At 60.7% G+C, this 24,994-nt stretch carries 29 protein-coding genes and 1 tRNA gene; 9 read left to right on the top strand and 21 right to left on the bottom strand.

Annotation, left to right across the window (positions count from 1 at the left end; translation table 11 throughout):
• Positions 1 to 26 precede the first annotated feature (26 nt).
• Genes IFT98_RS02750 through IFT98_RS02735 form a run of 4 tightly spaced genes read left to right on the top strand, consistent with a single transcriptional unit; the run spans position 27 to position 4,240 of the window.
• On the top strand, positions 27 to 1,535 hold the full coding sequence (locus IFT98_RS02750; RefSeq protein WP_192047577.1) for an SUMF1/EgtB/PvdO family nonheme iron enzyme: 1,509 nt from the start codon (positions 27 to 29) through the stop codon (positions 1,533 to 1,535).
• A 29-nt stretch (positions 1,536 to 1,564) separates the two neighbouring features.
• Positions 1,565 to 2,290 carry a hypothetical protein gene (locus IFT98_RS02745; RefSeq protein WP_192063045.1) on the top strand — a complete coding sequence of 242 codons (726 nt, stop codon included), beginning with the start codon at positions 1,565 to 1,567 and terminating at the stop codon, positions 2,288 to 2,290.
• A gap of 4 nt (positions 2,291 to 2,294) precedes the next feature.
• The gene (locus IFT98_RS02740; RefSeq protein ID WP_192047407.1) at positions 2,295 to 2,804 is read left to right on the top strand and encodes a hypothetical protein; all 510 of its coding nucleotides are present in this window, start codon (positions 2,295 to 2,297) and stop codon (positions 2,802 to 2,804) included.
• Between the two features lie 53 nt (positions 2,805 to 2,857).
• Positions 2,858 to 4,240, top strand: coding sequence for a vWA domain-containing protein (locus IFT98_RS02735; protein ID WP_192047408.1), 1,383 nt, complete (start codon positions 2,858 to 2,860; stop codon positions 4,238 to 4,240).
• Positions 4,241 to 4,343: 103 nt separating this feature from the next.
• On the opposite strand, the gene IFT98_RS02730 is transcribed toward IFT98_RS02735, so the two are convergent.
• The 3 genes from IFT98_RS02730 to IFT98_RS02720 form a co-directional block, all read right to left on the bottom strand.
• Positions 4,344 to 5,141, bottom strand: a complete 798-nt coding sequence (locus IFT98_RS02730) for a sulfite exporter TauE/SafE family protein (RefSeq protein ID WP_192047409.1) — start codon at positions 5,139 to 5,141, stop codon at positions 4,344 to 4,346.
• Between the two features lie 4 nt (positions 5,142 to 5,145).
• The gene (locus IFT98_RS02725) at positions 5,146 to 6,711 is read right to left on the bottom strand and encodes a bifunctional protein tyrosine phosphatase family protein/NAD(P)/FAD-dependent oxidoreductase (protein ID WP_192047410.1); all 1,566 of its coding nucleotides are present in this window, start codon (positions 6,709 to 6,711) and stop codon (positions 5,146 to 5,148) included.
• A gap of 105 nt (positions 6,712 to 6,816) precedes the next feature.
• A complete protein-coding gene (locus IFT98_RS02720; RefSeq protein WP_122478691.1) occupies positions 6,817 to 7,146 on the bottom strand; it encodes an ArsR/SmtB family transcription factor in 330 nt (109 codons plus the stop codon).
• Between the two features lie 92 nt (positions 7,147 to 7,238).
• On the opposite strand from IFT98_RS02720, the gene IFT98_RS02715 reads away from it, so the two are divergent.
• The 3 genes from IFT98_RS02715 (at position 7,239) to IFT98_RS02705 (ending at position 8,886) form a co-directional block, all read left to right on the top strand.
• Positions 7,239 to 8,102 (top strand): MBL fold metallo-hydrolase, encoded by an 864-nt coding sequence (locus IFT98_RS02715; RefSeq protein ID WP_192047411.1) that lies wholly within the window; start codon positions 7,239 to 7,241, stop codon positions 8,100 to 8,102.
• Positions 8,103 to 8,302: 200 nt separating this feature from the next.
• Complete coding sequence (locus tag IFT98_RS02710; RefSeq protein ID WP_192047412.1) at positions 8,303 to 8,581, top strand: type II toxin-antitoxin system RelE/ParE family toxin; 279 nt, start codon at positions 8,303 to 8,305, stop codon at positions 8,579 to 8,581.
• A gap of 8 nt (positions 8,582 to 8,589) precedes the next feature.
• Complete coding sequence (locus tag IFT98_RS02705) at positions 8,590 to 8,886, top strand: HigA family addiction module antitoxin (RefSeq protein ID WP_122478697.1); 297 nt, start codon at positions 8,590 to 8,592, stop codon at positions 8,884 to 8,886.
• A 280-nt stretch (positions 8,887 to 9,166) separates the two neighbouring features.
• Here the strand turns inward: IFT98_RS02705 and IFT98_RS02700 are convergent.
• The 10 genes from IFT98_RS02700 to IFT98_RS02655 all read right to left on the bottom strand — a co-directional run bounded on the left by IFT98_RS02700 (position 9,167) and on the right by IFT98_RS02655 (position 17,391).
• Positions 9,167 to 9,243, bottom strand: a tRNA-Pro gene (locus IFT98_RS02700).
• A gap of 89 nt (positions 9,244 to 9,332) precedes the next feature.
• On the bottom strand, positions 9,333 to 9,689 hold the full coding sequence (locus tag IFT98_RS02695; protein WP_043188397.1) for a MerR family transcriptional regulator: 357 nt from the start codon (positions 9,687 to 9,689) through the stop codon (positions 9,333 to 9,335).
• Positions 9,670 to 9,972 (bottom strand): integration host factor subunit alpha, encoded by a 303-nt coding sequence (ihfA, locus tag IFT98_RS02690; RefSeq protein ID WP_002553164.1) that lies wholly within the window; start codon positions 9,970 to 9,972, stop codon positions 9,670 to 9,672. Before ihfA ends, IFT98_RS02695 begins: the two co-directional genes overlap by 20 nt.
• A 3-nt stretch (positions 9,973 to 9,975) precedes the next feature.
• Entirely contained in the window at positions 9,976 to 12,354 is a 2,379-nt protein-coding gene (pheT, locus tag IFT98_RS02685) for a phenylalanine--tRNA ligase subunit beta (RefSeq protein WP_192047413.1), read from the bottom strand.
• 27 nt (positions 12,355 to 12,381) lie between these two features.
• A complete protein-coding gene (gene pheS / locus IFT98_RS02680; protein ID WP_049859168.1) occupies positions 12,382 to 13,398 on the bottom strand; it encodes a phenylalanine--tRNA ligase subunit alpha in 1,017 nt (338 codons plus the stop codon).
• A gap of 109 nt (positions 13,399 to 13,507) precedes the next feature.
• The gene (rplT, locus tag IFT98_RS02675; RefSeq protein ID WP_043188388.1) at positions 13,508 to 13,864 is read right to left on the bottom strand and encodes a 50S ribosomal protein L20; all 357 of its coding nucleotides are present in this window, start codon (positions 13,862 to 13,864) and stop codon (positions 13,508 to 13,510) included.
• Between the two features lie 27 nt (positions 13,865 to 13,891).
• On the bottom strand, positions 13,892 to 14,086 hold the full coding sequence (gene rpmI / locus IFT98_RS02670; RefSeq protein ID WP_002553160.1) for a 50S ribosomal protein L35: 195 nt from the start codon (positions 14,084 to 14,086) through the stop codon (positions 13,892 to 13,894).
• 60 nt (positions 14,087 to 14,146) lie between these two features.
• Complete coding sequence (gene infC / locus IFT98_RS02665; protein WP_172979313.1) at positions 14,147 to 14,698, bottom strand: translation initiation factor IF-3; 552 nt, start codon at positions 14,696 to 14,698, stop codon at positions 14,147 to 14,149.
• Entirely contained in the window at positions 14,698 to 16,620 is a 1,923-nt protein-coding gene (thrS, locus tag IFT98_RS02660; RefSeq protein WP_192047414.1) for a threonine--tRNA ligase, read from the bottom strand. The genes infC and thrS overlap by 1 nt, the downstream gene beginning before the upstream one ends.
• Positions 16,621 to 16,953: 333 nt before the next feature.
• On the bottom strand, positions 16,954 to 17,391 hold the full coding sequence (locus tag IFT98_RS02655) for a hypothetical protein (protein WP_192047415.1): 438 nt from the start codon (positions 17,389 to 17,391) through the stop codon (positions 16,954 to 16,956).
• A gap of 176 nt (positions 17,392 to 17,567) precedes the next feature.
• Here IFT98_RS02655 and IFT98_RS02650 point away from each other — a divergent pair, with 176 nt between their 5' ends.
• Positions 17,568 to 17,780: a cold-shock protein gene (locus IFT98_RS02650; protein ID WP_122478726.1), complete on the top strand. Its 213-nt coding sequence runs from the start codon at positions 17,568 to 17,570 to the stop codon at positions 17,778 to 17,780.
• A 75-nt stretch (positions 17,781 to 17,855) separates the two neighbouring features.
• Here IFT98_RS02650 and IFT98_RS02645 read toward each other — a convergent pair whose 3' ends face one another.
• A complete protein-coding gene (locus IFT98_RS02645) occupies positions 17,856 to 18,173 on the bottom strand; it encodes an I78 family peptidase inhibitor (RefSeq protein ID WP_192047416.1) in 318 nt (105 codons plus the stop codon).
• 144 nt (positions 18,174 to 18,317) lie between these two features.
• Positions 18,318 to 18,623: a hypothetical protein gene (locus IFT98_RS02640; protein ID WP_192047578.1), complete on the bottom strand. Its 306-nt coding sequence runs from the start codon at positions 18,621 to 18,623 to the stop codon at positions 18,318 to 18,320.
• A 144-nt stretch (positions 18,624 to 18,767) separates the two neighbouring features.
• Between IFT98_RS02640 and IFT98_RS02635 the strand changes: the two genes are divergently transcribed.
• Positions 18,768 to 19,007 carry a hypothetical protein gene (locus IFT98_RS02635; protein ID WP_122796929.1) on the top strand — a complete coding sequence of 80 codons (240 nt, stop codon included), beginning with the start codon at positions 18,768 to 18,770 and terminating at the stop codon, positions 19,005 to 19,007.
• A gap of 30 nt (positions 19,008 to 19,037) precedes the next feature.
• Here the strand turns inward: IFT98_RS02635 and IFT98_RS02630 are convergent, their stop codons facing one another.
• The 6 genes from IFT98_RS02630 to IFT98_RS02605 are packed head-to-tail and all read right to left on the bottom strand — an operon-like array spanning position 19,038 to position 24,974.
• Positions 19,038 to 20,057 (bottom strand): nucleoside hydrolase, encoded by a 1,020-nt coding sequence (locus IFT98_RS02630; protein WP_244650815.1) that lies wholly within the window; start codon positions 20,055 to 20,057, stop codon positions 19,038 to 19,040.
• Positions 20,058 to 20,085: 28 nt separating this feature from the next.
• Positions 20,086 to 20,490, bottom strand: a complete 405-nt coding sequence (gene rbsD / locus IFT98_RS02625) for a D-ribose pyranase (RefSeq protein WP_192047417.1) — start codon at positions 20,488 to 20,490, stop codon at positions 20,086 to 20,088.
• Positions 20,487 to 21,404, bottom strand: coding sequence for a ribokinase (rbsK, locus tag IFT98_RS02620; protein ID WP_192047580.1), 918 nt, complete (start codon positions 21,402 to 21,404; stop codon positions 20,487 to 20,489). Before rbsK ends, rbsD begins: the two co-directional genes overlap by 4 nt.
• Positions 21,405 to 21,416: 12 nt before the next feature.
• Positions 21,417 to 22,439: a LacI family DNA-binding transcriptional regulator gene (locus tag IFT98_RS02615; protein WP_192047418.1), complete on the bottom strand. Its 1,023-nt coding sequence runs from the start codon at positions 22,437 to 22,439 to the stop codon at positions 21,417 to 21,419.
• A 1-nt stretch (position 22,440) separates the two neighbouring features.
• A complete protein-coding gene (locus IFT98_RS02610) occupies positions 22,441 to 23,433 on the bottom strand; it encodes an ABC transporter permease (protein ID WP_185793690.1) in 993 nt (330 codons plus the stop codon).
• Complete coding sequence (locus IFT98_RS02605; protein ID WP_192047419.1) at positions 23,430 to 24,974, bottom strand: sugar ABC transporter ATP-binding protein; 1,545 nt, start codon at positions 24,972 to 24,974, stop codon at positions 23,430 to 23,432. The genes IFT98_RS02610 and IFT98_RS02605 overlap by 4 nt, the downstream gene beginning before the upstream one ends.
• Between the last annotated feature and the right edge of the window lie 20 nt (positions 24,975 to 24,994).

Here is a 24,994-nt window from a genome sequence, read left to right as displayed (position 1 = left end):
GTATTGCCTTGCTACTGCCTTTGACAATGCTCCCTTGGCTCGACGCCTCAGCGGTTGCCTGGGGAGAAAAGCAATTCAACCCCTTGCCGGACAAGGAAGACGTGGTTCTGCCCATGCCATGCGACGGAGCCATGGTATTTCGCAAAGTCTACATCCCGCTCGCCGGACCATTGGATGACTTTCCGATCAAGATGGGTCAGGACGGTGCTGAATATGGCTACGTGGAACAGACCCGCCCTGCCTTCATCGCGGGTAGTTTCACCGGTGCCAAGACCGACAAATCCCGTTACTACCTGATGGCCAAATACGAACTGACCCAACTGCAATACCGCGCGCTGACGGATGAAAAGTGCCCCGAGCCGTCCAACAAGTTGCGCCTGCCCCAAGTCAACGTGAGCTGGTTCGACGCGATGCAGACAGCAGACAAATACAACCTTTGGCTGCGCAGAAATGCGGCAGACAAATTGCCCAAAGAAGACGGCTCCGCAGGTTTCCTGCGCCTGCCCACAGAAGTGGAATGGGAGTTCGCTGCACGAGGTGGCGTCGACGTCAACGCGGCGGAGTTTCGCGACACCCGCTACCCCATGCCGGATAACATCAACGCCTACGAATGGTTCGCCGGATCTCAGTCTTCGAACGGGCAGCTGCAGCTTGGCGGTTTGCTCAAGCCCAACCCGCTGGGCCTTCACGACCTGCTCGGCAATGTCGATGAGATGATGTTCGAGCCTTTTCGGCTGAACAAACTTGATCGTCAGCACGGTCAGGCGGGCGGCTATGTAGTGCGAGGTGGCAACTACCTGACAGCATCAGCAGATATCCGTACTTCGTTGCGCCAGGAAGATCCGTATTACAACGCCGATGGCCAGATGAAAACCAAGACCACCGGTTTCAGGCTGGCCATGGTTTCGCAGACCCTGACCTCTCGCGAGCGCGTCAAGGCGATCGAAAACAGTTGGAAAACCCTGGGAACCGGCAGCGAGGAGCCTGCCCAGAGCGACGGCAAAGGTACCGTCCAGGCGCTGAACAGCCTCGCTTCCAGCGTCGATGACAAGGCATTGAAGGAAAAGCTACAGGCGCTGGAAAACCAGTTGCGTGCTGCCAACCTGCTGCAGGAAGAAAACCGTGACCAGGCCATCCGTGCCAGTCTGAATCTGGGTGCATTCCTATGCACCAAGATGCTCGATGATGGCCAATATCTGGACTTCATGCAAAAGAACTACGCGCTCAACTGCGAAGGCTCAGAGAAAGACCCCACCTGCGACATGCGTCAAACCAAACTCGAAGAGCAGAAGAACCGCGTCCACAAGCTCGGGCTTTACTACGCCAGTAGTCTGGTGGAATCCGCTTCGCTGTACGGCCAGCCGCTGCTGGAAAAACAGGTTCCGGTCATGGACGAGATCATGGACCGCAACAAGCAGTTGCAAGCGCTCAAGCCTTACCTGAAGGCCCACTGGAGCAATCAGAAAATCTTCCTGCAAAAGCAGAAAATCGACGCCGATGCTTGGCTAACCGCTTGCAAAGCCGTCAAGCAATAACCTATCCGTACACATCAAGGAGCTACACCATGACTCAAGGCCTGCGTTTCCATTCCAAGCTGTTGATCAGCTTCGTCGTGGCAGGCAGCATTCTGCTGACCGGGTGTGCGTCCACCGGCAGCAGCCTGACAGGCAACTCGCCTGACCCGCGCCTGACGCAAGGAGCATCGGCCGAGTTTTTCACCAAGTCCGGCTATCAGGCCTGTGCCGTCGCCGCTGGCGCTGGCGTGTTGGCCTGCGCCTTATCCAACTCGGGCAACAAGGCAGCGTGCGCCGTCGTTGCCGGCATCGCGGCCTGCGGCGTAGCGATGGGGGCCAACTACTATCTGGATCAGCGACGCAGCCAATACTCCAATACCACCGAGCGCCTGCAGGTCATGACCAGGGACGTTCAGGCCGACACCGACAAAGTAGTTGCCCGTACAGCGGTCGCGCAGCAGGTCATCGCCGACGATCAACAGAACATCGCTCAGATCAAGCGTGACATCGCTGCCAAGAAACTAGACAAAGCCAAGGCCCAGACCGACATCGCGGGCATCGATGAAAACATCACTTATCTGCGAAAAGAACTGGGCAACATGCGCAGCAAGGTGACCGAGTACACCAAGGTCGCCGACGCCGAACGCGCGCAGGGCACCAGCGCCGAGCTCAAGACAGTCGATATCAACATTCTGAAAATGAATGAAAAGGTCGCCACGCTGCAGAAAGAAGTCGACGGTCTGTACAGCCAACGCTCCGCAATCACCTTGGGTTGATCTCATGAACACGACCGCTCGCCTGCTTATTTGCCTGGGAGGCGCAATAGCGCTTTCCGGATGCGCCACGGCTCCCGGCTCATGCGACGCCACCGACCGTGACGCAAGCATGATCACCAAGATGAACTGCGACTACACCGGTGGCTACAGTGATCAAGTCAGAAGCAAGGAAAACGAGCTGACCGCCGCTCGTAATGAAAATGCAATGTTCAAACGTGTCTACGACGGCATAGCCGCCGAGCAAGCGTCGACTCGCAAGGACCTGCAGTCACAACAGCAAGCTCAAGCGTCGCTGAACCTGTCGTTAGGGCAACTGCTATCTACGCTCAAGACTCGCCATGCCGACAAGGCCGGTGTGCAGAAACAAATCAACGCGCTCCAAAGCCAACTGCAAGCCGCACAGAACCAGCCTGCGAGCGGCAACCCCGCGCAGCTTGCGGCCAAGCAAGAAGAGCTAAAAGCGCTGCAGAAAAAAGTCAGCAAGCTCCAGCTCAGCCTCGGCTTCGACCAATAAAACCAAGCAGCGCTCCGCAAGGAGCGTCTGTGCCTTCCCAAGAGATAACTGACATGCAGCGGATCATCCGAGATGCCAGCACGCCTGCGGATATCATGCCCGCACTCGACGCCAGGATGGAGATCGTTCGCAAGCATTGCGCATCCAACATCGCCAGCCTGTACGCCATTCCACGTGCTGGCAGCGGTACGGTGCCGGAGTGGTGGACCGAGCTGGGTGGCCAGGCCTTCGGGTTCAGCGCCTTGAGCGAAGACCAGCAACGCCAACTGATGCAAACCTATCAGCAGCGCCAGCACTCGCTTGGCCTAACCGCCGATGCACTGCACAGCCGGGGCGAGCCCGACATCGCCGCCAGCCTGCGCAGCCTCATCGGCGAACCACTGCCCGAAAATCTTTACAGCCTCAACGGCGAACCGCTAGTTGTCCGCTGGCATATGCTCAAACCCAGGCATGTGCCGCCCCTCAGCTCAGCTGCCACGGCCGTCGCCGTACATGCCCCGGTTCGCTGGCAGAGATGGCCATGGATGTTGCTAGCATTGCTGCTGTTGCCGATGCTGGCCTTGCTCGCCTGGTGGTTCCTACAGGCACCGGCCTTGTACACGCAGCCGGCAACATTGCTCTCGGCAATCGAGCCTGAAGTCGTGGCTCGGCCACCTGATCCTCTGCCCGAACCGGCGCCTCAGCCGATTGTGGAATCTGAACCCCAGCATCCCCCAGCGCCACCCCGGGCACCAATACCTGAAACCGCCGAGGAGCCCAAGTCGGCAAAGGCCTGCCCTAAACCGGTGGACCCGGCGTTGCCGCCGCAATTCGTCGTAGTGCTAGACACATCAGGCTCGATGAACCTCAACGTCAAAACCTCACCCGCTGACGATCGATGGTACGGCGAAGTTGGCGCTCGTCTCGATCCTCGCGACCCGCAAGTGGCACCACTGCTGACCCGGCCCACTCGGCTTGAAGTGGCCAAAGCGTCGCTGGCCAAAATGATCGGTAACCTACAGCCGCAGATCGACGTGGGTTTCATGGCATTCGAAGGCTGCGGCAGAGTCGCGGACTACGGAGTATTCCCTACTTCACAACGACTACGGCTGATCAAAGGCATCCACGGCCTGGAGGCCGACCAAGGAACGCCATTGGCCCAGAGCCTTGCGCAAGCGGCATCAAAAGTTGACGGACGCAATCGCGATGCCTATGTCGTGATGTTCATTGACGGCGAAGACAACTGTCAGCAGGATGCCTGTGCCGTATCCCAACGTATCGCGCAGAACCAGCCGAGGCTGAAGGTCAACGTCGTCAACATCGGTAAAAACGCTCTTTCCAACTGCATGGCTGAACACACCGGCGGACGAATTTACGCAAGCCGCGATGCGGTCGAACTCAATGACATGCTTCAACAAGCCTCCCAAGAGGTGTCAAACATACCGGGCTGTCCTTGAACCCTATACCTGCAGAGTGGGCGCCGACACAGTGACGCGTCGAAACCAAGCCTCGTAGTGATGACGACCTGATCACGCAACGGCAAGGTAGTGCATCAATAGCTCAACCAACCCCACAGAATGCCCTGCCCAGCATCATCAAACTCACGCCCACACACAGCAGGGAGAACCCTTGCTGCAAGAGCGGCGCGGGTATGTTCGGCGCCGCGAGTCGACCAGCGATCATCCCGACCAGCGCCGAAACGGTGAACAAGGCACCCGCCCAAGTCAATGTAACGCCCTGATTGAACAGATGGGCCAAGGTACCCAGCGAGACCAGCGTGACCACCATCAACGAGGTGGCTACCACGCCATGCATGCGCACGTCGCTGAACGTTCGAAAGGCGGGAACGATGAAAAACCCTCCCCCGACTCCCAGCAAGCCGGTCAGGAACCCCGAAGTCGCGCCAATCGATGCCAGCGTCGCGAGGCAGCGGGCATTCCAGTCGAGTCGGCCCGTTGCAGGATCGAGCATACAGTTGCGCTGCAGTGCGCCTCGGGCCTCGTCGTCGCGTCTTGCCTGCAGGTACATTCGACACGCCACAATCAGCATGACCACGGCGAACACTGCCATCAATGCTGTACCGGGCACGCGTGCGGCCACGTAAATGCCCACAGGGGCCACCACCCATCCGGCGGCTGCCATCGTGGCTGCGGCCTTGTAGCGCACCAGGCCTTGGCGCAGTCCTTGAATCGCGCCGATCAAGGCAGCACTGCCGACCGCGAGCAAGGCGACGGGCGTGGCCTGCGTCACCGACCAACCCAGACCCAGGGTCAGCGCCGGAATCGCCAGGATGCCACCGCCTGCGCCGGTGAGCCCCAGCACCAGGCCCACGCAGGCCCCCAACAGGAAGGTCAGCATCCGATCACTTCGAAGAGCAGTCGGTGAACCACTCGCGCCCCTTGAGCATGCCGTTCCAATAGAACCATGGCAGCAATCGTGCCTTGAGGAACCACGCCGACCTGCGCGGGATCGTCGGGTCCATCGGGAACGTGGGTAACAATTTTCCACCATAGCCAAACTCGGCCAATATGACCTTGCCGTTTTCGACAGTGAGCGGACAGGAGCCGTAACCGTCATAACGGCGAGGCTGTTCCAGGCCTTTGCGCAGTGCGATGAGGTTGTCTGCGACCACTACCGCCTGCTTGCGCGCAGCCGCTGCGGTTTTGGCGTTGGTGGTGCCGCAGACATCCCCCAGGGCAAATATTTCAGGGTAGCGCGGGTGCTGCAACGTGGCTGGATCGACCTCCAACCATCCGGCCTTGTCGGCGAGCTCGCTGCGGCGAATCACATCCGGCGCTTGCTGTGGTGGCACGACGTGCAGTACATCGAAGCGTTTTTCCACGCGCGTCACGTTTCCGGCCGTGTCTGTCACATCGAACCATGCGGTCTTGCTCGGGCCATCGACCCTGACCAGATTGGACTGGAAGGCGAGTTTCGAGCCGTAGGCTTCGACATACTTCATCAGCGGGGCGACGAACGTGGCGACCCCGAACAACACGGGAGCTGCCAGGTTGAACTCGACCGAAATCGACGACAGCACGCCCTCCTTGCGCCAGTGATCACAGGACAGGTACATCGCCTTCTGCGGCGCGCCTGCACATTTGATCGGCATTGGAGGCTGGCTGAACAAGACCTTCCCACTGCGCAGCGAGCGAACCAGTTCCCAGGTATAAGGGGCCAGGTCGTGACGGTAGTTCGACGTCACGCCGTTCTTGCCGAGGGTGTCTTCAAGCCCTTGGATTTCTTCCCAGGCCAGTTGCAGACCCGGGCAGACGATGAGTTGCTGGTACGCCAGCTCGCTGCCGTCGCTGAGCAACACCAGCTTGCGGTCGGGAGCGAAGGCTGACACCGACGCCCTGATCCAGCATGCGCCTTGGGGAATGACGCTTTGCATTGGGCGGACGGTGGCATCGATGGGGTAAGCGCCCCCGCCCACGAGCGTCCAGGCGGGCTGATAGTAATGCTCGGTGGCGGGCTCGACGATCGCAACGCGTAACGATGAATCACGCTTGAGCAGACTGGCCGCTACAGCGATGCCAGCAGAACCTCCGCCCATGACGACTACATCGTACTGCTGGGTCCGGGGGCTGCCTTTGGTTGCCGCCTCGTACAACTTGGCGGACCGATTGCCGGTACGGCAGTAGGCAAGCACCGGCTTGGGCAACTGCTCCAGAAGCGCGTTCAGCGCTTGAGCCTGGGCTGCCGTAGCACCGGAGCTCGCCACCGGTAGATATCGGAACTCCAGCCCCGACGCGACAGCCGCTCGGTGCATGGCCAGGTGGCTGGGTTGCTCAGCCCCACCTTCATCGTCAGGGCGATTGCAGATCAGGCTGGCGAACCCTTGATCTCGCACCTCAGGCACGTCCTGCGGATCGAGTTGGCCCGCCACCGAGAACGATGCGTCTATTCGCTTTATCACTTGCTCCATTACAAACCCCGGGCTTAGCCGCCGTGTGAGAGTTCCAACACCGCGCCCCGGCCGAGCCACGCAAGGTGCGATGGCACAGCGACAAGCAACGGGTCGTGCAGAGGCTTACTTCTTCAGCGCCTGGCCACAGTAAAGTCCCGACAAGGTCTGCATCAGCGAGACCACCTCGAAGCTGGCCAACGAGTAGTAGATGTACTTGCCCATTCTGCGGGTGTTGACCATTCCTTCGTCGCGCAGCACACCCAACTGCTGCGACAGTGTCGGCTGCCTGATCCCGGACAGTGCCTCCAACTCCCCGACATTTCGCTCGCCCTGGGTCAGTTGGCACAGCAGCAACAGACGGTCTTCATTCGCCAAGGCTTTGAGCAAGGCACACGCCTTGGACGCGGAATCGCGCAACAGACCGATTTCTTCGGTGGACAATTGAGCAGTCATGGAAAGCCCCGATGGTTGATCGGTCGACAGTCTACGATTGAATAGTATATGTTTCAATATAGTGTAACGACGTGAATCGAAGAGGTTGCCCAATGACTGCCCAGATTGAAGGTTTCTACGACACCGCCACCTCCACGGTGAGCTATGTCATTTTCGAAGCGCCAGGGGGGGCATGTGCAATCGTGGATCCGGTGCTGGATTACGATGCCAAAGCCGGGCGAATCCGCACCGATAATGCCGACCGTATCATCGCCTTCGTGGACAGCCGTGGGTTGCAGGTACAGTGGCTGCTGGAAACACACGCGCATGCCGATCACTTGTCGGCCAGTGCCTACCTCAAAGGCAAGCGCGGCGGCAAAATCGGCATCGGCGCGCAGATCACGGTGGTGCAGAGCGCGTTTCGGGATATCTACAACCTCGAACCCGACTTCCTGCTGGATGGCTCGCAGTTCGACACGCTGTTCGAAGCGGACCAGATCTTCCACATCGGCAGCATACCGGTGCAGGTTCTGCACGTGCCTGGCCACACGCCAGCGGATGTCGCCTATCAAGTTGGAGACACACAGGTCTTCGTCGGCGATACGCTGTTCATGCCGGATGTCGGTACTGCCCGATGCGATTTCCCCGGCGGGGACGCCGTACAGATGTATGACTCGATCAAACGGCTGCTGAGCCTGCCCCCCCAGACCACACTGTTCATGTGCCACGACTATCCTCCTGCCAACCGGGAAGCGTCCTGGATCACCACCGTTGCCGAGCAGCGCGCGAACAACATTCATGTCGGTGACGCGTCCGATCTCGAGTCGTTCGTACGCATGCGCACAGCCCGCGATGTCAGCCTGTCGGTCCCGGCGCTGTTGCTGCCGGCGATCCAGGTGAATATCCGCGCCGGGAATCTGCCCCCTGCCGATGAAAGCGGGTTGTGCAGCTTGAAGATTCCTTTGAACAGGTTTTGAGAGCGTTTGACTTGGTTAGGTAATGGCTTCAATGAGCATGAGCGGAGCTGTTTCATCGCCACCTCGCTAGAAAGTATCGCCGAAACCCACCTCGAAATAGTTGTTCGAAGGATTGCCGGACACCCTGTTCAACAATGAGTTGAATACGGCGTTAAAAGGCGTATGCTCGATCTTAACGAATAACGTTAAGCGTTCAATCCATGATTCGCAGCTTTGCATGCGCCGATACGGAAGTACTTTTCACCACCGGCAGGACAAGGCGCTGGGCAGACATCAAGTCAGTCGCGGAGCGTAAACTGGCCGCGCTGCATGCTGCGAAGGAGCTTCGAGACTTGCGCTCACCGCCCGGAAACCGGCTTCACGCCTTGGAAGGTGACAGAGCCGGCCAGCATAGCATCAGCATCAACATGCAGTGGCGGGTATGCTTCATATGGACCCAGAACGGCCCTGAAAACGTTGAAATTGTCGACTATCACTGAGGTGCATCATGTTCAAGAATGGCATGCGTCCCATACATCCCGGCGAGATTCTTCGCGAGGATTTCCAGCACGAAATGGGCTTCAGTGCCGCTGCTCTGGCACGTGCTTTAGGCGTATCTACGCCGACCGTGAATAACATTCTGCTTGAGCGTGGTGGCGTATCGGCTGACATGGCCTTGCGCTTGGCCGTCTGCCTGGATACCACTGCAGAGTTCTGGCTCAACCTGCAAACAGCGTACGAGTTACGTAAGGCAGAGCTGGAGCATGGAGATGCGATTGCAGCGGTACAGCGCCTGGTTGCTTGAAATAAATCCAGATGCCCGCCAAGGGCGGGCTTCAGACACGCGCAGACTCAGGCGCTTTATTCTGACCTTCCATGGCGCTCCTGTTGCGCCGCTGAAAACTCACTCGTCTGGTGATAGTGGCGAAGTTCTCCAACCACCTGCGGCTGTATCGAATCAGGAGCACAACAAGCAGCCCTAGCGCTAGGCCTGCCCTCGATATAAGGGCTCGTGTGAAAATGCAGACACAAAAAAGCCACTTTCGAGAAGTGGCTTTTTTTGTCTGATTTTAATCAGAAATAAGTGGTCGGGACGGAGTGATTCGAACACTCGACCCCTTGCACCCCATGCAAGTGCGCTACCGGGCTGCGCTACGCCCCGACCGAGCGTAAAGCTGTTCCAGAACCTCTGAGAACGTCGAGGAATATACCTTAAGCATTTGAATTATGGAAGTATTCTTTTCCAGAAATTCACTTCTTGAGGACACTCAGCACATCTTCGAGCTCGGAGATCGTCTGGCGGATCAGTTGCTTGTACTGCGTGGTGTCATCCTTGGCCTCGTCGCCGGACAGGCGCAGACGCGCGCCGCCGATGGTGAAGCCCTGGTCATACAGCAGCGCGCGGATCTGGCGGATCATCAGCACATCCTGGCGCTGGTAATACCGACGGTTTCCGCGACGCTTCACGGGGTTGAGCTGAGGAAACTCCTGCTCCCAGTACCGCAGCACGTGTGGCTTGACGGCGCACAAGTCGCTGACTTCACCGATGGTGAAGTAGCGCTTGCCGGGAATGGGCGGGAGCTCGTCGTTATGACTTGGTTCCAGCATAGGCCTCAACTCGGGCTTTCAACTTCTGCCCTGGACGAAAGGTGACCACGCGGCGAGCCGTGATCGGGATTTCTTCACCGGTTTTCGGATTGCGGCCAGGCCGCTGGCGTTTGTCCCGAAGGTCAAAATTGCCGAAACCGGACAATTTGACCTGCTCGTTGTCTTCAAGAGCGTGCCTGATTTCTTCGAAGAAAAGCTCGACCAATTCCTTGGCCTCTCGTTTGTTCAGGCCCAACTCTTCATAAAGACGTTCCGCCATTTCAGCTTTCGTCAAAGCCCCCATGCGCTACTTCCTTAACGTGGCGTTCAACCTTTGTTCGAGCGAGGTGAGGATTGTTTGAGTCGTGGCATTCACCTCATCGTCATTAAGAGTGCGCGATGGATGCTGCCAGGTCAAGCCAACAGCCAGGCTTTTTCTATGAGGATCAATGCCTTTACCCTGGTAGACGTCAAACAGCCTGAGGTCCGTGAGCCATTCCCCTGCATTCTCGCGAATGACCGCGAGCACTGCGCTGGCGGCAACGTCCCGGTCCGCCAGCAGCGCCAGGTCGCGGCGCACTTCGGGGAAGCGCGACAGCTCCTGGAATTTCGGCAGACGACCTTCGGACACTTCGGCAAGCACCAGCTCGAAGACGAAGACAGCGCGATCCAGACCCAGCGACTTCACCAGTTCCGGGTGCAATGCGCCCAGATAACCGACCAACTGACCATCGCGCTCGATACGCGCGGTCTGGCCCGGATGCAGAGCAGGATGCTGCCCCGGAACGAAGGTGAAGGCATCCAGCGCACCGGCGAAGCCGAGCACAGCTTCCACGTCGGCCTTGACGTCGAAGAAGTCCACAGTCTCGCGACCCTGCGCCCAGCCTTCGGGCAAGCGACTGCCGCAGACCACGCCAGCCAGCATGGGCTCCTGCTTCAAGCCCTCGAGCTGACCTACGAAACGCAGGCCGCTCTCGAACAGGCGCACGCGATCCTGTTGGCGATTGAGGTTGTGCTGCAGGGCCTTGACCAGGCCTGGCCACAGCGACGAGCGCATGGCTGCCATGTCGGCCGAGATCGGGTTGGCCAGCAGCAGCGGCTCGACGCCAGGGCTGAACAGTTCGAACAGCTTGGGATCGATGAAGCTGTAGGTGATAGCTTCCTGGTAACCACGGGCAACCAGCAGTCGGCGCAAGGCCGGCAGGTCGGAGCGTGCCTCGGGAGCGGCCTGAGGCGCCAGCCGCGCTTGCGGGTAGCGCACGGGCAGGCGGTTGTAGCCATAGAGACGCGCCAGTTCCTCGATCAGATCGACTTCCAGGCTGATGTCGAAGCGATGGCTCGGCACCCCCACGGACCACTGCCCTTCCCCGCTGGCCGTGACACCCAGCCCCAGGCCGGTCAGCAGCCCTTCGATTTCGCGGCAGCCCATTTCCAGGCCCAGCATCTGGCTGACCCGGTCGGCACGCAAGGTGATCGGCGCAATCTGCGGGAGATGTTCCTGGCTGACGTGTTCGACGATCGGACCCGGTTCGCCGCCGGCGATTTCCAGCAACAGCGCGGTCGCACGCTCCATGGCTTCACGGGCCAGGTTCGAATCGACACCACGCTCGAAACGATGGGACGCGTCGGTGTGCAGCCCGTACGAGCGGGCCTTGCCGGCCACCGAGATCGGTTCGAAAAACGCCGCCTCGAGGAACACGTCGCGGGTCTTGGCGGTCACGCCGCTGTTCTCGCCGCCCATGACGCCAGCGATGCCCAGCAGGCGCGCGTGGTCGGCAATGACCAACGTGTCGCCACGCAGTGCAACTTCCTGACCGTCGAGCAGGGTGATCTTCTCGCCCTCCTCGGCCATGCGCACGCGGATGCCGCCGTCGATTTCGGCAAGGTCGTAGGCATGCATCGGCTGGCCCAGCTCGATCATCACGTAGTTGGTGATGTCTACCGCGGCATCGATGCTGCGCACTTCGCTGCGGCGCAGACGCTCGACCATCCACAGCGGGGTAGCCCTGGACAGGTCGACGTTGCGCACCACACGGCCGAGGAAGCGCGGGCAGGCGGCAGGCGCCGATACCTCCACCGCCAGCACGTCTGCGCTGACCGGGGCTACTGCGGCGATGTCCGGACGGGTCACCGGCGCGGCATAGAGCGCGCCCACTTCCCGCGCCAGACCTGCCAGCGACAGGCAATCGCCACGGTTGGGCGTCAGGTCGACCTCGATGCTGGCATCGTCCAAGCCCAGGTACACCCGGAAATCCTCACCCGCTGGGGCATCTGCCGGCAACTCCATCAGGCCGTCGTTGCCTTCGCCAACCTGCAGCTCGGACTGCGAGCAGAGCATGCCATTGGACTCGACACCGCGCAGCTTGGCTTTCTTGATCTTGAAATCGCCCGGCAACTGGGCGCCGAGCTTGGCGAACGGAATCTTCAGGCCGGGGCGCACGTTCGGCGCACCGCAAACCACCTGAAAGGTTTCGCTGCCATCGCTGACCTGACACACGCGCAGTTTGTCGGCGTCCGGGTGCTGCTCGGTGGCAAGCACTTCACCCACCACCACGCCGCTGAACTCACCTGCGGCCAGGGTCACACTGTCCACTTCCAGACCTGCCATCGACAGACGTGCAACCAGCTCGTCTCGCGAGGCCTGCGGGCTTACCCAGCCGCGCAGCCATTGTTCACTGAATTTCATCCTGCTCTCCTGAAAGATTCGTTACGGCTAGCGAAATTGCGCGAGGAACCGCAAGTCGTTGTCGAAGAACAGGCGCAAGTCGTTGACGCCGTAACGCAGCATGGCCAGACGTTCTGCGCCCATGCCGAAAGCAAAACCCTGGAACTCTTCGGGGTCGATACCCGACATGCGCAGCACGTTCGGGTGCACCATGCCGCAGCCCAGCACTTCCAGCCAGCCGGTCTGCTTGCAGACCCGGCAGCCCTTGCCGCTGCACATCACGCATTGGATATCGACTTCAGCCGAAGGCTCGGTGAAGGGGAAGAACGAGGGGCGGAAGCGTACCGCCAACTCTTTTTCGAAAAACACCCGCAGGAATTCCTCGATGGTGCCTTTCAAGTCCGCGAAGTTGATATCGCGGTCGATCAGCAACCCCTCGACCTGATGAAACATCGGCGAGTGGGTGATATCCGAGTCGCAGCGATAGACCCGGCCCGGGCAGACAACCCGAATCGGCGGCTGTTGCGACTCCATGGTCCGCGCCTGCACCGGTGAGGTGTGGGTACGCAGCAACATGTTGGCATTGAAATAGAAGGTGTCATGCATCGCACGGGCCGGGTGATGGCCTGGGATGTTGAGCGCTTCGAAGTTGTGGTAGTCGTCTTCCACCTCGGGGCCTTCGGCGATGCCGTAGCCGATATGGGTGAAAAACTGCTCGATACGCTCCAGCGTCCGGGTGACCGGATGCAGGCCGCCAGTGGTCTGGCCACGGCCAGGCAAGGTGACGTCGATCTGCTCGGCGGCGAGCTTGGCGCTCAGTTCGGCTTCTTCGAAAGCCGTCTTGCGCGCATTGAGGACATCTGTGACACGTTCCTTGGCTTCGTTGATCAGCGCGCCCACCTTGGGCCGCTCATCGGCAGGCAGGTTGCCCAAGGTCTTCATCACCTGGGTCAGTTCGCCTTTCTTGCCAAGGAATTGAACCCGGATCTGCTCCAGGGCATTGATGTCTTCAGCGTGTTGCACGGCCTCCAAAGCTTGAGAGACCAGCGCATCCAGGTTTTCCATGTACAGACTCCAGATACGAAATAGGGGAAGAGCTTGAAGGCTCTTCCCCTATTCATGACGTTTAACACCCAAGCCCGCCGACGGCAGGCTGAGGTGATTGTCGGGGTACTTAGGCCAGCGAGGCTTTAGCTTTCTCGACAATCGCAGCAAACGCCGCTTTTTCGTTCACTGCCAGATCAGCCAGAACCTTGCGGTCGATCTCGATGGACGCTTTCTTCAGGCCAGCGATGAAACGGCTGTAGGACAGACCGTTAACACGAGCACCGGCGTTGATACGAGCGATCCACAGGGCGCGGAACTGACGTTTTTTCTGACGACGGTCACGGTAGGCGTATTGGCCTGCCTTGATTACCGCTTGCTTGGCAACACGGAATACGCGCGAACGAGCGCCGTAGTAGCCTTTAGCCAGTTTCAGAATTTTCTTGTGACGCTTACGGGCAATGACGCCACGCTTAACACGAGCCATGAGTTAGTCCTCTATCTTTGACCGAAATTAACGAAGGCGCAGCATGCGCTCGACTTTTGCCACGTCAGACGGATGCAGCAAGCTGCTACCGCGCAGTTGACGCTTACGCTTGGTCGACATTTTGGTCAGGATGTGGCTCTTGAAAGCGTGCTTGTGCTTGATGCCGTTAGCGGTTTTCAAAAACCGCTTAGCTGCACCACTCTTGGTTTTCATCTTTGGCATGTTCGGGTACTCCACATTCAATTGATAAACATAACCGCAAGGCCTGCCGTGCCCTGGTGGTTACTTCTTTTTCTTGGGGGCGATGACCATGATCAGCTGGCGTCCTTCCATCTTCGGATGCTGTTCGACGGAACCGTATTCGAGCAGGTCACCTTCGACCCGCTTCAACAGCTCCATACCCAGCTCCTGATGCGCCATCTCACGGCCGCGGAATCGCAAGGATACCTTGGCCCTGTCCCCATCACTCAGGAAACGTACCAGGTTGCGGAGTTTTACCTGGTAATCCCCTTCTTCCGTCCCTGGACGAAACTTGATTTCTTTAACCTGAATCTGTTTCTGGTTCTTCTTCGCCGCGGCAACCTGCTTCTTCTTCTCGAAGATCGATTTGCCGTAGTCCATCACCCGGCATACGGGTGGGATGGCGTCAGCGGAGATTTCCACCAGATCCAGCTTCGATTCTTCAGCGATACGAAGCGCTTCATCGATAGAGACGATGCCAATCTGCTCGCCGTCAGCGCCAATTAACCGAACCTCGCGTGCCGAGATATTCTCGTTGATCGGGGCTTTCGGTGCAGCTCGTTTATCTTGTCTCATTTCACGCTTAATAATAATTACTCCGAATCTGGGCGACCACGCCGGGAAACCGCTTGTGCAAGGTACTCGGTGAACTGCGCGATGGGCATGGAGCCCAGGTCAGCGCCTTCACGGGTACGCACAGCGACAGTTTGCGTTTCAACTTCCTTGTCCCCGATGACCAGGAGATAAGGAACCTTGAGCAAAGTATGCTCACGGATTTTAAAGCCGATCTTTTCATTTCTCAAGTCGGACTTGGCACGAAACCCGCTTTCCGTCAGATTTTTTTCGACAAGCTGTACAAAATCGGCTTGTTTATCAGTGATATTCATCACCACTGCCTGTGTCGGCGCCAGCCAGGCCGGAAATGCGCCCTCGTAGTGCTCAATCAGGATCCCGACGAATCGCTCGAACGAACCCAGGATCGCCCGGTGCAGCATCACGGGATGCTTGCGACCGTTGTCTTCGGTGACGTATTCGGCGCCCAGGCGGATCGGCAGGTTGAAATCGAGCTGCAGTGTACCGCATTGCCAGACGCGACCCAGACAATCCTTCAACGAGAATTCGATCTTGGGGCCATAGAAGGCGCCCTCGCCCGGCTGCAGGTCGTAGGGAAGCCCGGCCGCGTCGAGGGCGGCGGCCAAGGCTGACTCGGCGCGATCCCACAGCTCGTCGGAACCGACACGCTTTTCAGGACGCGTCGACAGCTTGAGCTGGATGTCCTTGAAGCCGAAGTCGGCGTAGACGTCCATGGTCAGCTTGATGAAGGCTGCGGATTCGGACTGCATCTGCTCTTCGGTGCAGAAGATGTGCGCATCGTCCTGCACGAAGCCACGCACGCGCATGATGCCGTGCAGCGCACCCGAAGGCTCGTTGCGGTGGCAGGCACCGAACTCGGCCAGGCGCAGCGGCAACTCGCGGTAGCTTTTCAAGCCCTGGTTGAACACCTGCACGTGGCACGGGCAGTTCATCGGCTTGATGGCGTAGTCGCGGTTTTCCGACTCCGTGGTGAACATGTTCTCGGCGTAGTTGGCCCAGTGCCCTGATTTCTCCCAGAGGCTGCGGTCGACCACCTGGGGCGTCTTGATTTCCAGGTAGCCGTTCTGCTGCTGGATCTTGCGCATGTACTGCTCGAGCACCTGGTACACGGTCCAGCCGTTGGGGTGCCAGAAGACCATGCCTGGCGCTTCTTCCTGGAGGTGGAACAGGCCAAGGCGCTTGCCGATCTTGCGGTGATCGCGCTTTTCGGCTTCTTCGATGCGCTTGACGTAGGCCGCCAGCTGCTTCTTGTCGGCCCACGCCGTGCCATACACGCGCTGCAGTTGCTCGTTCTTGGCATCGCCGCGCCAGTAGGCGCCCGACAGCTTGGTGAGCTTGAAGGACTTCAGGAAGCGCGTGTTCGGCACGTGGGGACCACGGCACATGTCGACGTATTCTTCATGATAGTAAAGGCCCATGGCCTGCTCATCCGGCATGTCTTCGACCAGGCGCAGCTTGTAGTCCTCGCCACGTGCGGTGAACACGTCGATGACTTCGGCACGCGGGGTGACTTTCTTGACCACATCGTATTCGGTGTCGATCAACTGCTGCATGCGCTGCTCGATCGCGGCCATGTCGTCTGGCGTGAAAGGCCGCTCGTAGGCGATGTCGTAGTAGAAGCCTTCTTCAATGACCGGACCGATCACCATGCGCGCAGTGGGGTACAGCTGCTTGACCGCATGGCCGACCAGGTGGGCGCAGGAGTGGCGAATGATCTCCAGCCCCTCTTCGTCCTTTGGCGTGATGATCTGCAAGGTGGCGTCGGCGGCGATCAGGTCACAGGCATCGACCAGTTGGCCGTTGACCTTGCCGGCAACGGTGGCCTTGGCCAGGCCGGCGCCGATGGACGCGGCGACCTCGGCGACCGAAACCGGGTGATCGAACGAACGCTGACTGCCGTCGGGAAGAGTAATGGTGGGCATGGCGCCTCCTCTCCTAGTGGTGACCCCTACCAAAGGTCACATGGGTTGGGATGAGCCAGTACGCGATTCGCCCGGTATGCCCGCCTTACGTTGGCAGGAGCCTTGCGGCCGACCGGAGCACGAACCAGAGTGACTGGAGCAATCGAAAAAGGTGAATCCCGCGCCTCGGTGCCTACTCAAGGCGGCGCCGAACGCAGGGCCGAACATCCTAGCACAGAAGATGCGTCGACTTGCTGCGTCATGTGCACGATACGGCAACTGGGCCATTGGCTGAACTTGCTGCCCTCTTCACCCCTCAGATGAGATGAGTCAAAACCGCCTGAGAACAAGGAGCTATTCATTATGGGTCTCAAACGACTTCTTCCCCTGAGTGCCTGCCTGGCCCTGGTGCTTCCATTCGCGGCCCACGCTGCCGCGCTGTCTGCCGATGCCAAGGCCGAGTACACAACGCAGTGCCAGGCCGAGGCCCTGAAGCAAGGTGTTGACGCCGCCAAGGCGCAGGCACACTGCAGCTGCGGCGCGAAAGTGATCGAAGAGAAATTCAGCAAAGCCGAGATCGACCAGCTCACTGACAAACAGGTCGAGCCGCCAATGGCGCTGCGCCAGAAGCTGAGAAAGGAAGTGCTGGTTTGCAATAACCAGTAGCCCTGCCGGAGGCGATGCAGGACTGCCCCAAGGGACGCCAACGGCGTTCTTGGGGTCGGCCGCTTCGGTCAAGCGAATCACGCACGACGGAATGCGGTTTTTTTTTAAAACATTTTTCAGCTGCAAACCTCAATGAAATAAGGGGCTTAGCAGTTTCAGACAGGTCAATTTGCGACAACTTTGGTTCTTGGCCCAATCAAAAGGGGTTCACAGTCCAGGTTTTGGACTATGATAGGCCCCGTGTGCCCAGTTGGCCTGAGCAGCACAGCACTACTGAATATTATGTTTCTTGGAGATTCACCATGTCTAATCGCCAGACCGGCACCGTAAAATGGTTCAACGATGAGAAAGGCTTCGGCTTCATCACTCCTTCAGGTGGCGGTGACGACCTGTTCGTACACTTCAAAGCTATCGAATCCGACGGTTTCAAAAGCCTGAAAGAAGGCCAGACCGTTTCGTTCGTGGCTGAGAAAGGCCAAAAGGGCATGCAAGCTGCTCAAGTTCGCCCAGAGTAATCTCGGCAACTGAAAAAACCCGTCCATGTGACGGGTTTTTTTTCGCCTGCGATTCGTGTCGAGTGAGGCGTCTGCTCAGCCGCAGTTGACGCGAGTGATCTGGCCGCTGTCATCGGCGTTGAGGTTGAGGCGGTCGGAACGGTATTCCAGGGTTACCATGTCGTGCGGACGCAGCACACGGGCGACCTGTGCACCTGCCTTGACCCTGGCCTGTTCGAGCAGGTCTGCCGAAACCGGCTTGCCAACGGTATAGCGTGCGCCATCGGCGTTGCAGCGCCCGTCGAATGCGGGGGCGGCAGCGGCAGACTGTCCGGTCGAGGTTCCGGATGTAGAACAGCCCGTTACAGTCAGGGCCGCCATCAGGATCAACAAGGTCTTGCGCGGGAAAGGCATGCAGCCTCCTCTTTTCAGTGGGTTTTTCAGGTAGGTAAGGTTGTGCGACCGCCTGTAGCCGATTTGGTTGCACATCGGCTTAGTCTGCCCGAGCGCACCGCCACGCGGTGTCAGAGAAATCGTCACCGGATGTGTGTTCGCCGATCAGTACAGGTCGATATAGTCGGACAGGGGCACTGGCCAGTGGGTCTGGAGGGCGGCGTGGATCTGCTGCACCCAGGTGGCGTCGGAGGCCGCAGCAGCGCCTACGTAACCGGATCCGGCAGCCCAGGTTTCCAGGCGGAAACACAGGCCCTCTATATTCGTGCCGCCGACCGCCTCGGTGGAGAGGAAGGCGATGCCGTCACGGGTCACGCGCAGCTGGTTGTGGATGGCCGGATTGCCCGAGGCGATCAGGGCACGGACCGCGTCCAGGGTGAGTGAGTCGCTTTGTTTGAGGTCGATGTGCACAAGAGCCTCCATGCCGAAGAATTGACCGAAGTTTGACACGCACCCTGCCATCTGCCCACGGGCCGGTGTAATGCATTGGCGAAAATGCTTTACTTGGCCACATGGAGCGAACGTCGTTCGCTCGTGACCGTTGGCGAGAGCAGCATGGCAAACGTATCAATCAAGGCGGACATCAAGGTCCAGTGGCCGCAAGGCCAGAGCTCCTTCAGCCCTGGCACTCCCGAGGAGCTGGCGATCATCGGCGTCGACGTACTGGTCAAGGCGTTGGGCACCGAAGCTGCGCGCAGCTTCGTCATGCAGGTGTTCGAGCGTTACGCCCACGATCACGTGGCAGCGACGGGCAATACCGTGGCGCATCCGCTGAAGAATGTGCCAACGCCATAGCCCGCTTGCGTAGACCGGCGCATGGGCCGGTCAGGGCAGGCGCTGCAGCCGTTGCGCCAGTAGATCGAAGAAGCCCTGCGCATTTCCCTCGTTCACCCAGAACACGTTGGCAGGCTGCTCGAGCGTGCCGTACCAGTCGGCCACGGTCTGGCCGAAGGTCGGGCCGTCCCGGCTGTCGATGGTCAGGTTGACCTTGCGCCCGCTGAACAGCTCTGGCGCCAGCAGATAGGCAATCACGCTGGCATCGTGAACCGGGCCGCCGGGCAACCCGTAGTGCTCCATGTCTGCCTTGAAGTACGCCTGCAGAATATCCACCACCCGCGGCCCTGCCTTGTTCTGCAAGGCAGCCAACTGCTGCAGGCGCGCCGGGCTGGTCAGGACCTTGTGGGTGACATCCAGTGGTAAGTAGGTGAGCTTGACGCCGCTGGCCAGCACCACCTGGGCGGCGTGCGGGTCTGCGAACAGGTTGAACTCGGCCACCGGGGTGATATTGCCGCCATTGAAATGCGCGCCGCCCATGACGATCACTTCCTTGATGCCTTGGGTAATGCCGGGCGCCTGGATCAGTGCCAGCGCCAGGTTGGTCTGCGGCCCCAACATCGCCAGGGTGATGCTGTGCGGTTCGGCATGGCTGAGGGTGTCGATCAAGTACTGAACCGCATTGCCCTCGGCCAGCCCCTTGCTCGGCTCATGCACGGCGATACCGGGCACGCCCTCCTCGCCATGTACGTTGGCGGCATAGATCGGCTCGCGGACCAGCGGCTTGGGCGCGCCGGCATAGACCGGCACGTCCTCGCGCCCTGACCACTCACGGGCCAGGCGGGCATTTCGCGAGGTCTTGTCGAGGCGCACGTTGCCGGCCACGGTCGTGAGGGCGCGGACGTTGATCTGCTCGGGCGAGGCCAGGGCCAGCAGCAAGGCGACGACATCGTCGGCGCCGGGGTCGGTGTCGATGATCAGATCGATCTTGTCGGCCGCGGTGGCGGCAGCGCTGGTGAGCAGGGCCATCAATGAGAATCCTCGAAACAGGGTCAGCAGGAAACGTTGCATGTCGCACTCCTTGTGCTCAGTGGTAAGTCTAGAAAGTGACGCCTGCCAACAAGGCGATATTGCTGTAGGGCTGGCATTCGCCTGTGCGCACGATGGCCCGAGCGCTTCGGGACAGCTCCTTGAAACGCGCATGGCTGACAGACTGGCGCACACCGAGGGCGCCCTGTTCGTGCAACTGCTGGATTCGTGCCGACGCCGGCGGCAGGACCTGCAGCATCTCCTCGGCGATCACGTGGCTTTCCACCTGCATTTCGCTGAGCAACGCGTCCAGGGTACTGACGAAGCTGGGAATGCCCGGCGTCAGGGCGAGATCTATCAAAGGTACGCCCGGTGGTACCGGCAGGCCGGCATCGCCGATCACGACGATGTCACCATGGCCCAGGGACGCAACCAGCTGGGAGAGCGAGATGTTCAACAAGGCTGTCTTTTTCACGATGCAACCTGCTCCACTTGCGTCAGGGTCGGGATGGAAGGCTGTGCGCCAGCGCGGGTGACCGAAAGTGCAGCGGCGGCCTGACCGAACGCGATGGCCTGCGATTCGTCCAGGCCTCGAGCCAGCGCTGCGGCAAAGCCACCGACGAACGTATCGCCGGCCGCCGTGGTATCCACCGCCTGTACCTTGCGCCCAGGATAATGCCGGGGCTGCGCGCCATCGGCAAACAGCAGGCCCTGCTCACCCAAGGTGATGAGCACCTTGCTGGCGCCGGCCTGGCGCAGAAGACTGGCTGCCTGCTCGGCCTCGGCCACCGAGCTGACGCTCAGGCCGGTGAGCGCCTGCGCTTCGGTTTCGTTGGGGATCAGGTAATCGACCCAGCCCAGCCATTGCTGCGGTAACGGCCCGCTGACCGGCGCCGGATTGAGAATGACGGTCTTGCCTGCTTCGTGAGCGCGCTGCAAGGCGAAAGCCACCACGTCATAGGGGATTTCCAGCTGGCACACCACCACATCGGCGCCCAGCAGCAGGCGATCGAAACGCTCGATGTCGGCGCAGTCGAGCTGGCCGTTGCCGCCCGCGACAATGACGATCGCATTCTGGCTGTTGGCATCGACCACGATCATCGCGATCCCGGTCGCCACGGCCTCAGCCACACGCACGCCCTGGCAGTCGATACCTTCATCGGCCAGTGCCTGGCGCAGCGCCTGGCCATAGGCGTCGGCGCCGACGCAGCCGATCATCGCCACTTGCCCGCCCAACCGCGCGGCCGCGACTGCCTGGTTGGCGCCCTTGCCGCCCGGCACCGTCGCGAAGGACTGGCCCAGCAGGGTTTCTCCCGCCTGCGGCAAACGCTCGGCCTGTGCCACCAGGTCCATGTTCAGACTGCCTATTACCAATACGTTTGCTTGCATCATCTACCACTCTCAGCGCAATTCATGGGAAAGACCGGCGTATCGCGCCGTGGACTCGCGCACCACGATCTGTGGCGCGATGACCTGTTGCGTGGCAGCCGCACCGGCCGCTCCGGCGATGCGAGCCAGAAGCCGCTCGGCAGCGACCTCGCCCAATTCGCCGATACGCTGGCCGACGGTGGTCAGGGCCGGGTACACATAGCGACTGAGCTGGATATCGTCGAAACCGATGACCGACAGCTGTTCGGGCACCCGGATACCACGCTCGGCGGCCGCGCGCAGCACCCCCAGGCCGATCATGTCGTTGGCGGCAAAGATCGCCGTGGGCGCCGATCCCGCCAGCAACTTGACGGCCGCATGGTAGCCACCCGGACTGGTGAAATCGCTGTGCAGGACATGCTCGGGCGCGGGTTGCACGGCGTACTCGGCAAGCGCACGGCGGTAGCCGTCCAGGCGCAACTGCGCCACGTGGGTACGTTGCGGCCCGCTGATGCAGGCGATGGCGCGGTGGCCCAACTCGAGCAGATGCCGGGTGGCCAGGTAGCCACCCTGCTCATGATCGATGCACACCAGGTCGGCTGCCACCTGCTGCAGGCCACGGTCGACGATGACCATGGGCGTGCGCACTGCCGCGAGCATATCGGTCAGCGCGGCATCGCCGCCCACCGAGGCGAAGACGATACCGTCGACGCGCTTCTCCAGCAGCACGCGCAGGTAGTTGCGCTGTTTCTGCGGATCGTCGTCGCAGTTGCAGAGGATCACGCAGTAGCCGTTGCGCTCGCAGCAGTCCTCGATACCGCGCGCCAGCTCGGCGAAATACGGGTTGACGCTGTTGGGCACCAACAAGCCGATGGTCGCTGTGCTGCGCGCTTTCAAGGAGCGCGCCACCGCACTGGGAACGTAGTTGAGCTCGGCGATCGCTGATTCGACCTTGCGCCGCACGTGGGCGCTGACCGGCCGGCTGTTGTTCACGACGTGCGAGACAGTGGTGTAGGAGATACCGGCTCGCGCCGCGACGTCCTTGATGGTCGCCATGCTAGCCCCGCTTGCGCGCGCGTTGGCTGCGATAAGTGTCGAGCACCACGGCGATGACGATCACCGCGCCGGTGATGATGCGCTTGGTCGGCTCGGTTGCGCCGATCTGCGCCAGCCCGGCCGCCAGCACGGAAATGATCAGCACGCCGAAAAAGGTGCTGATGACCGAGCCGCGCCCGCCCATCAAGCTTGTTCCGCCGATCACCACGGCGGCAATCACCTGCAGTTCCAGGCCAGCACCGGCATTCGGGTCGGCCGCCTCCAGCCGGGATATCTGGAACAGCGCCGCCACGCCCGCCAGCAGGCCCATGAGCGAAAACACCAGCACTTTGTACGGCTTGGGGTTGATCCCGGCCAGGCGCACGGCTTCTTCGTTGGTACCGATGCCGATCAGGTAGCGGCCAAAGACGGTACGGGTCAGGGTCAGGTGCGCGATGGCGATCACGCCGAGGGCGATCAGGAACGAGGGTGCGATGCCGAACGCTACCGGATCCGACAGCCAGGCGAAGGCATCGCCGATGTAGGCAGTGCGCGAATCGGTCATCTGGTAAGCGACCCCGCGGGCCATTTCCAGCACGCCCAGGGAGACGATGAACGACGGAATGCGCCAGGCCACGGTGATCGAGCCGGTGATGGTGCCGGCGAGCGCGGCGCAACCCATGCCGAGCAAGGCTGCGGGCAATACGCTCCAGCCCCAGCCGAGAATCGCCACACTCACTGCCGAGGCCGCCAGCGCCAGCACCGACCCCACCGACAGGTCGATGCCGCCGATGATCAGCACGAAGGTCATGCCGACGGCCAGCACCATGAGGTCGGGGATCTGGTTGGCAATGGTGCTGAAGGTGCTGTACGAGAGGAAATGGCTGCTGAGCAGGGAGAACAGCACGATCATGGCCAGCAATGCGCCAGCCAGGCCGAGGTAGGTGCCAAGGCCCAGATAAGTGCCACCGGTCTTAGCGCCGGGAGTGTCTTTGGGCAGTGTCGAAGTTTTCATGCAGGGGTCCTTGCTGCAGGCTCGGCCAGCAGCGCATCGCGTTTTTGATAACCGGCGAACGCGGCCGCCAGCAATTCATCCTGGCTCCAGTGTTCGCGCTCGAAGGTGTCGATCAGGCGGCCCGCCGAGAGCACTGCGATGCGATCGCAGATCAGCATCAGCTCGCGCAGGTCGCTGGACACCACGACCAGTGCCTTGCCTTGGCGGGTGAGCTCGCCCAGCAGGGCGTAGATGTCGAACTTGGCACCCACGTCGATGCCGCGGGTCGGCTCGTCGAATAGCAGCACATTGCAGTCACGCTCCAGCCAGCGGCCGATCACCACCTTCTGCTGATTGCCGCCGGAAAGTTCGGCCACCGTTTGCGCCGGGCTGGAGCTGCGGATGCGCATGGCCTCGATCTGGCGTTGGGCCAAGGCTCGCTCGGCCTTGCTGTCGACGATGCCGGCCGCAGAAATCGCCGGCATGTTGCCCAGGGCGATATTGGCGCTGATCGACTGCGACAGCAGCAGGCCTTCGCCCTTGCGGTCTTCGGTGATCAGCGCGATACCGTGGGCAACGGCATCGGCAGGGCTGCGAATGCTCACCGGCACGGGCGGCTGGCCGATCGCAACGGTACCGGCATCGCTGGCATCGGCGCCGAAAATCAGCCTGAGCAGTTCGGTACGTCCTGCCCCGATCAATCCGGAAATACCGAAGATCTCACCCTGGCGCACCTCGAAGGATACGTCCTTGACCTTGTCGCCACGGGTCATGCCCTGCACCTTGAACATCGGCGCACCGATGCGTCGCTCGCCAAGGTCGATACGCTCGCCCAGCTCGCGCCCGACCATGAGGTTCACCAGTTGCTCGCTGTCGTAGCGCGCCATCGGTTCGACACACACCAGGCGTCCGTCGCGCAGCACGGCGATGCGTTGCGCGACCTGCGCCAGTTCTTCCAGACGGTGGGAAATGTAGATGATCGCCACCCCGCGTTCGCGCAGCCGCAGGATCTGCGCGAACAGCATGTCGACCTCGCGCGCGGTGAGCATGGCGGTGGGTTCGTCGAGCACCAGCACCTGGCAGTCGCCGATCAGGTTGCGGGCGATTTCGACCATTTGCTGATGGCCGATGCCCAGATCGCTGACCAGGGTGTCCGGGTCGATGGCATCCAGGCCCACCTGTGCCATGGCCTGGCGGGCCTGTTCACGCAGGCGGCGACGGTCGATCCAGCCAGCACGGCTGGGCAGATCATGGAGGAACAGGTTTTCCGCGACGGTCAGGGTAGGCAGCAGGTTAAGCTCCTGCATGACCATGCGCACCCCGCCGCGCTCGGCTGCGGTGCGACTGCCCGGCAGCCATGGCTGGCCCTGGAACTGCATCTGGCCGGTGGTGGGTGCTTCCAGCCCACCGATTATCTTCGACAGGGTGCTCTTGCCTGCGCCGTTCTCGCCGGTCAGGGCAAGCACTTCGCCGCGGTGCAGTTGCAGGTCGATGTCCCACAGCACCGGCTGGGCATAAGTCTTGCCGATGCCACTGACCGACAGCACAACGTTGGATGTCATAGGTTTCTCCAGGCACACCT

Source organism: Pseudomonas sp. CFBP 8770 (assembly GCF_014841705.1).
GTDB lineage: Bacteria > Pseudomonadota > Gammaproteobacteria > Pseudomonadales > Pseudomonadaceae > Aquipseudomonas.
Note: the sequence above shows the minus strand (reverse complement) of the source record. Positions and strands in the feature narration are given on the sequence as shown.